This is a genomic window from Flavobacterium sp., assembly GCF_044341185.1.
Classification (GTDB): domain Bacteria; phylum Bacteroidota; class Bacteroidia; order Flavobacteriales; family Flavobacteriaceae; genus Flavobacterium.
In genome coordinates this window covers 1-6,467 of record NZ_JBIISE010000057.1, presented here as the reverse complement: position 1 = coordinate 6,467, position 6,467 = coordinate 1, and the positions used below count along the sequence as shown (strand labels likewise).

Sequence of the window (6,467 nt, the reverse complement as noted above, 5' to 3'; positions counted from 1 at the left end):
TATAAATTTCAGAATCTGGAGTTGCTAATGCTGTTGGAACGTATCCCATTCCTATGGCAATTCCTAAACTTGGCGACTGTGTTCCAGAAGTTACAACTCCTACTACATTTCCATTTGCATCTGCAATTTCATAATCGTGACGTGGAATTCCTCTATCAATCATTTCAAAACCAACTAATTTCTTAGAAACACCCGCTTCTTTTTGTTTTTTCAAGTTTTCTGAATTCGTAAACTCTTTTTCGAATTTAGTAATCCAACCCAAACCAGCTTCCAAAGGTGAAGTAGTATCATTAATATCGTTTCCGTATAAACAGAAACCCATTTCTAATCGCAAAGTATCACGAGCAGCTAAACCGATTGGTTTAATTCCGAAAGTTGCTCCAGCTTCAAAAACTTTTGCCCAAATAGTTATGGCATCTTCATTTTTAAAATAAATTTCAAATCCACCTGAACCTGTATAACCTGTTGCAGAAACAATAACATCTTGTTTTCCTGCAAATTCACCAATTTGGAATGTATAATATCCCATATTTACTAAATCTATTGAAGTTAAACGCTGCATCGCTTCAGCAGCTTTTGGTCCTTGAATAGCTAATAACGAATAATCATCCGAAAGATTTTGCATCTCCACACCTAAATCATTATGTTTAGAAATCCAATTCCAATCTTTTTCAATATTAGATGCATTTACCACTAACATATACTGATTATCTGCAATTTTATAAACAATTAAATCATCAACAATTCCACCTTCATTATTTGGCAAACAAGAATATTGTGCTTTTCCATCCACTAATTTAGAAGCATCATTTGATGTTACTTTCTGAATTAAAGCCAATGCATTTTCACCTTTTAAGAAAAATTCTCCCATATGCGATACATCAAAAACCCCAACTCCAGTTCTTACCGTTTCGTGTTCTGCGTTTACTCCTTCATATTGAACAGGCATATTGTAACCTGCAAACGGAACCATTTTTGCTCCTAAACTTTCGTGAATAGCTGTTAATGCTGTATTTTTCATTGTACGATTTTATAAAATTTAAAGTTGCTAATGTATTGAAAATTCTTAAAAAAATAAAGCCAAAAACCCATAAATAGTAAGAAATTCACAAAATAATGTTTTAATACTGAAAATAGTTGCATTTTAGAATTTGTTTGTAGAATTTTGACACCTAAAACAAAATCAAATGCATTATATCGATTCATCCGTACTTACTATAGAAAAAGTTAGAGAAATTATTTTTGAAGGAAAAAAAATAGCCCTTTCAGAAGAAGCTATCTCAAAAATAGAACGATGCAGAACGTATTTAGATGAAAAAATGGCTTCTAACGAAAAAGCTATTTACGGAATTAACACTGGTTTTGGTTCGTTATATAATATTAAAATTTCGACAGAGAATTTAACCAAACTTCAAGAGAATTTAATGAAATCTCACGCTTGTGGTACCGGTGACGAAGTACCTCACGAGATTGTAAAGATCATGTTGTTATTAAAAATTCAATCTTTGAGTTACGGACATTCAGGTGTGCAATTAGTAACTGTCAATCGATTAATTGATTTTTATAATCATGATATATTACCTATCGTTTATACTCAAGGTTCTTTAGGAGCAAGTGGCGATTTGTCGCCTTTAGCTCATTTATGTTTACCATTAATAAATGAAGGCGAAGTGTATTACGATGGATTCCGTCAACCAGCGCATAAAGTATTAGAAAAGTTAAACTTATCTCCTATTACATTAAAATCAAAAGAAGGTTTGGCTTTATTAAACGGCACGCAATTTATGAGTGCTTATGGCGTATACAATTTAATTCAAGCAAATAAATTAGCTCATTTAGCAAACATTGTTTCCGCAATTTCTTTAGAAGGATTCGATGGAAGAAAAGAGCCTTTTAATGAATTAATTCATTTAGTACGACCACATAATGGGCAAGTAGCAACTGCAGCTCATATGCTAGAATTATTAGAAGATAGTGAAATTATTGCCCAACCAAAAAAACATGTGCAAGACCCCTATTCTTTTAGATGTATTCCGCAAGTTCATGGTGCTTCTAAAGATGTAATTGACCATGTAAAAAAAGTATTTACTACCGAAATTAATTCGGTAACAGACAATCCAAATATTTTTGTTGGTGAAGATGAAATTATTTCGGGTGGAAATTTTCACGGACAACCATTAGCAATGGCTTTAGATTATTTAGGAATTGCTTTGGCAGAATTAGGAAGCATTTCGGAAAGAAGAACCTATCAATTAATTTCTGGTTTAAGAGAATTGCCGGCGTTTTTAGTAAGTAATCCTGGATTAAATTCTGGATTTATGATTCCGCAATATACCGCAGCGAGCATTGTTAGTCAGAACAAACAATTAGCAACTCCTGCAAGTATAGACAGCATTGTATCAAGCAACGGACAAGAAGATCATGTAAGTATGGGAGCAAATGCAGCTACAAAAACATTAAAAATTGTTGAAAATTTAGAACGCATAATAGCTATTGAATTATTTAATGCTTCACAAGCTATCGAATATAGAAGACCATTAAAATCAAGTGATTTTATTGAAATGTTTGTAAAAACCTATCGTGAAGAAGTGCCTTTAGTTACAGAAGATAGAATTTTACATTATGACATTGAAAAATCAATTCATTTTTTGAAGAGTTTTCAAGTTGAAATGAATTAATCCATATTTCGTTTCGGTCTTTTCACTAATTCACCATGGCAATTTGGACAGATACAAGCCATTTCTGTAGCGCAAGTTTCACAAAATGTACATTCATAACTGCATATACAAGCTTCTGATTGCGTATTTAATGAAATATTGCATTTCTCACAACTTGTTTTGTATGCTAAAGCCATTATTTATTCTTGTTTTTTACTAAATAAATCATAATTGCAGCACCAAAAATAATTTCTAAAACCAATCCAAAACTTATAATTAAATTGGCGCCTGGCCAATGCATAATTTTGAATAACGCACCGAAGGCTACAACGAAACTACATCCAATAATTATAATTAGTAATTTTTTAAAATTGTTTTGCATTTTTTACTTAAAGTTTTTTTCAATAGCTTTTATCATTTCACCTGCAATATCTTTTTGAGTAGCACCTTCAATTCCTTCAAGCCCTGGAGATGAATTCACTTCTAACAACAAAGGTCCTTTTGACGAACGAATAATATCTACTCCAGCCACTTTTAAGTTCATTGCTTTAGCAGCTTTTATAGCAATTCTTTTTTCATCAGCAGTAACTTTTACAATTGAAGCTGATCCACCCAAATGAATATTTGCACGAAATTCGCCTGGCGCCGCTTCTCGTTGCATAGCAGCTACCACTTTTCCGTCTACAACAAACAAACGTAAATCTTTTCCGTTAGCTTCCTTAATAAACTCTTGTACTAAGATATTCGCATTCAAACTTTTAAATGCATTAATAACTGATTCGGCGGCTTTTTTTGTTTCTGCTAAAACAACTCCTTTTCCTTGTGTACCTTCTAATAGTTTCACAATTAATGGCGAACCACCTACCATTTTTATTAAATCGTCAGTATCTAAAGGAGAATTTGCAAATCCTGTAGTAGGTATATCAACACCATTGTTTAGTAATAATTGTAATGAAAATAATTTATCTCTCGATTGTGTTATGGCCGCAGCATTGTTTAAAGCATAGACTTTTAGTGCTTCAAATTGTCTGGTTAATGCACAGCCATAATAGGTCATACTTGGACGAATACGAGGAATAATGGCATCAAAATCCTTTAAAACCAAACCACCACGATAGTGAATTTCTGGATTAGAAGCACTTAACTTCATATAACAATATTTGATGTTTAAAAAATGCATTTCATGTCCACGCATTTCTCCAGCTTCAATAATACGTCGGTTGCTATATAAATCTGGATTACTTGCTAATAATCCAATTTTTAAACCTTTTTTCTCAGGTTCACTATAATAAAATTCTTTTAAACTTTCTGTAGTGGGTTGACCTAATTCAAACTTTTTTTCAGGGTCAACAATTAATCTTCCCACCATTGCTTCTCTTCCTAACAACATTCTGAATCCCATAGAATCTCTGTTAGTAAGCGTAACCTCAACTTGCCAATTGTGATTACCTAATCCTACTTCTGTACGAATTACATAACGCTTTTCTCTGGTTCCATTAGAGCTTTTTACAATTCGTTGATCTACTAATTGTGCCTCGCAATGAATGATAGATTTTGAATTATTTTGGATAGGATTGATATCAAATTTCAACCATTCTTCTCCATTTTTATCAAATACTTTGATATTAATAGCATGTAACGCTGATGTTTTGGCTCCAGAATCGACACGAGCTTTTATTGCGGGAATTCCTAATTGTGGGAACGAACACCATTCTTCACTACCTATTAATGTTTTATCTTGCATTTGCGAATAATTTAAAATCTAATGTACTATATATTTTTAATTTAATATGATATCTTAAAGTTATTTTTTTGGAAATATATTGTCCTCCTTCTTAACATCTGCCATTAAATCACTTGGATCAATAACTACTGATTTTATAGGTCCTTTATTTAAATTTATATCAATGGCGTAAGTAGGAATTGCCCAATCCCAACCTGATAAAACATTTCTGTTATAAGTATATGGATTTGGTTTTTCCCATCGCATTAACGTATTTGGAATATAGAAATATTCTTTAGTCCCGTTTTCAAATTCAACAATTACATCTAAAGGCATCGGCATTCTCCCTTTTCTCTCTAAAACGATTTTATTGTTTTCCACCGATTTTATGGCGTAATCAATTGTATTTGTAGTTTGTGTCCATTCGTTTAAATACCAATCTAAATTGGCACCTGAAACTTTTTCAGCAATTCGCTTAATGTCATTTGGAGTTGGATGTGTAAATTTATAATCCGAATAATATTTTTTAATCGTTTTATCTAAATTTTCTTGTCCAATAATGTATCCCAGTTGTGCTAAAAATATTTCACCTTTACTATATGCCCCAATACCATACGATTGATTATAATCGTATCGGTCTGCATGCGTTGTTAATGGTTGTTCTTTTCCTGAATTGGCTAAAAAAACATAGTTATTGTACGAATCTGCAAACGGGCTTTCTGGCTCTTTTGGTGGCAAAATTTCATTCATAGCTAAATTAGAAATATACGAAGTAAAACCCTCATCCATCCAACAATGTTTCGATTCATTAGTCGCCAAAATATGTTGAAACCAACTATGAGCAAATTCATGAGCGGTTACACCCACTAAACTACCATAACTTCTATTTCCTGTAATCAAAGTACACATAGCATATTCCATTCCCCCATCGCCACCTTGAATAACTGAATATTGTTTGTACGGATATTGTCCTACATTTTTATTGAAATACGCTAATAATTCAGCGGTTTTAGGCTGCATTTTTTTCCAATTTTCTAGATTTTCTTTATTGTTTTTATAAAAAAAGTGCAATTCGGTTTCATTTTCACCCATAATTTTATCGTGAATGTATTCTGGATCTGCACCCCAAGCAAAATCATGAACGTTTGGTGCAATGAAATGCCAAGTTAATGATGATGTTTTTTTCGGATAAGTAACTACAACACCTGAGTCTTCATACCCTTTTCCAATTTCATTTTTATTTTGAAGATAACCTGTACTTCCTATAGTATAGTCTTTGTCAATAGTGATTTTTACATCAAAATTTCCCCAAACACCATGAAATTCTCTTGCTATATAGGTATCTGCATGCCATCCTTCAAAATCATATTCAGCCATTTTAGGATACCATTGCGTCATAGACAGCGCTACGTTTTCTTCTGAATTTCTACCAGAACGACGAATTTGTAGTGGCACTTGCCCATCAAAATCTAATGTAAAAGTGGCACTTGATTTTGGTAAAATTGCTTGGGGTAAAGTAACTTCTAAAATAGTCCCTACTACTCTACTTTGCACTGATACACCATTTTGTTTACAATTTGAAACCAACAAATATCCAATTTCGTTTGGCTTTAACGTACTAATTCTACTTTCTTTTATTTCCTTTTTATCTTTTGTGAATTTACGAACCATGCGTTTGTCTGGATCTGAAATAGTTTGTAATCGCATATCCATAGCACTTCCTGGCTGAAAAGCATTAGGATACAAATGAAAAAAAACCTTTTTTAATGTATCAGGTGAATTATTTGTGTATACTAGTTCTTGCGTTCCTTTATATTGATATTTTTTCACATCCATATTCACATTCATTTTATAATCAACATGCTGTTGCCAATATCCTGAATTTGGATTGTTTTGTGCAAAAGAAATTCCTGTTAAAAGAATTAAAAAGTGTTTTAAAGTGTTTTTCATTTGTAGTAATTTGACTTAAATAAGAAAACCACAAAGATAAACGAGTACGTATCTCTTTGTGGTTATTATATATTTTTATTTGATTATTTTTTTGTCATTTTTTCAGCTAATAGCAAGGCGTTATAGGCGTTTACTAT

At 32.3% G+C, this 6,467-nt stretch carries 6 protein-coding genes; 1 reads left to right on the top strand and 5 read right to left on the bottom strand.

Annotated features, from left to right (window positions below; all coding sequences use genetic code 11):
* The coding region (gene gcvT / locus ACIQZ1_RS09340; protein WP_396160747.1) for a glycine cleavage system aminomethyltransferase GcvT at positions 1-1,021 on the bottom strand (1,021 nt) is incomplete at its 3' end.
* A gap of 166 nt (positions 1,022-1,187) precedes the next feature.
* On the opposite strand from gcvT, the gene hutH reads away from it, so the two are divergent.
* The gene (gene hutH, locus ACIQZ1_RS09335; RefSeq protein ID WP_396160745.1) at positions 1,188-2,678 is read left to right on the top strand and encodes a histidine ammonia-lyase; all 1,491 of its coding nucleotides are present in this window, start codon (positions 1,188-1,190) and stop codon (positions 2,676-2,678) included.
* Here the strand turns inward: hutH and ACIQZ1_RS09330 are convergent.
* Genes ACIQZ1_RS09330 through ACIQZ1_RS09315 form a run of 4 tightly spaced genes read right to left on the bottom strand, consistent with a single transcriptional unit; the run spans position 2,675 to position 6,330 of the window.
* A complete protein-coding gene (locus ACIQZ1_RS09330; protein ID WP_396160743.1) occupies positions 2,675-2,854 on the bottom strand; it encodes a DUF1272 domain-containing protein in 180 nt (59 codons plus the stop codon). The genes hutH and ACIQZ1_RS09330 overlap by 4 nt on opposite strands.
* Positions 2,854-3,039, bottom strand: coding sequence for a hypothetical protein (locus ACIQZ1_RS09325; protein WP_396160741.1), 186 nt, complete (start codon positions 3,037-3,039; stop codon positions 2,854-2,856). Before ACIQZ1_RS09325 ends, ACIQZ1_RS09330 begins: the two co-directional genes overlap by 1 nt.
* 3 nt (positions 3,040-3,042) lie before the next feature.
* Complete coding sequence (rimK, locus tag ACIQZ1_RS09320) at positions 3,043-4,401, bottom strand: 30S ribosomal protein S6--L-glutamate ligase (protein WP_396160739.1); 1,359 nt, start codon at positions 4,399-4,401, stop codon at positions 3,043-3,045.
* A gap of 60 nt (positions 4,402-4,461) precedes the next feature.
* Positions 4,462-6,330, bottom strand: a complete 1,869-nt coding sequence (locus ACIQZ1_RS09315) for a M1 family metallopeptidase (RefSeq protein ID WP_396160737.1) — start codon at positions 6,328-6,330, stop codon at positions 4,462-4,464.
* Between the last annotated feature and the right edge of the window lie 137 nt (positions 6,331-6,467).

Bases quoted from the DNA above. Each gene is read 5' to 3' on its own strand.
- hutH (WP_396160745.1), top strand. From the start codon at position 1,188: ATGCATTATATCGATTCATCCGTACTTACTATAGAAAAAGTTAGAGAA.
- ACIQZ1_RS09330 (WP_396160743.1), bottom strand. From the start codon at position 2,854: ATGGCTTTAGCATACAAAACAAGTTGTGAGAAATGCAATATTTCATTA.
- ACIQZ1_RS09325 (WP_396160741.1), bottom strand. From the start codon at position 3,039: ATGCAAAACAATTTTAAAAAATTACTAATTATAATTATTGGATGTAGT.
- rimK (WP_396160739.1), bottom strand. From the start codon at position 4,401: ATGCAAGATAAAACATTAATAGGTAGTGAAGAATGGTGTTCGTTCCCA.
- ACIQZ1_RS09315 (WP_396160737.1), bottom strand. From the start codon at position 6,330: ATGAAAAACACTTTAAAACACTTTTTAATTCTTTTAACAGGAATTTCT.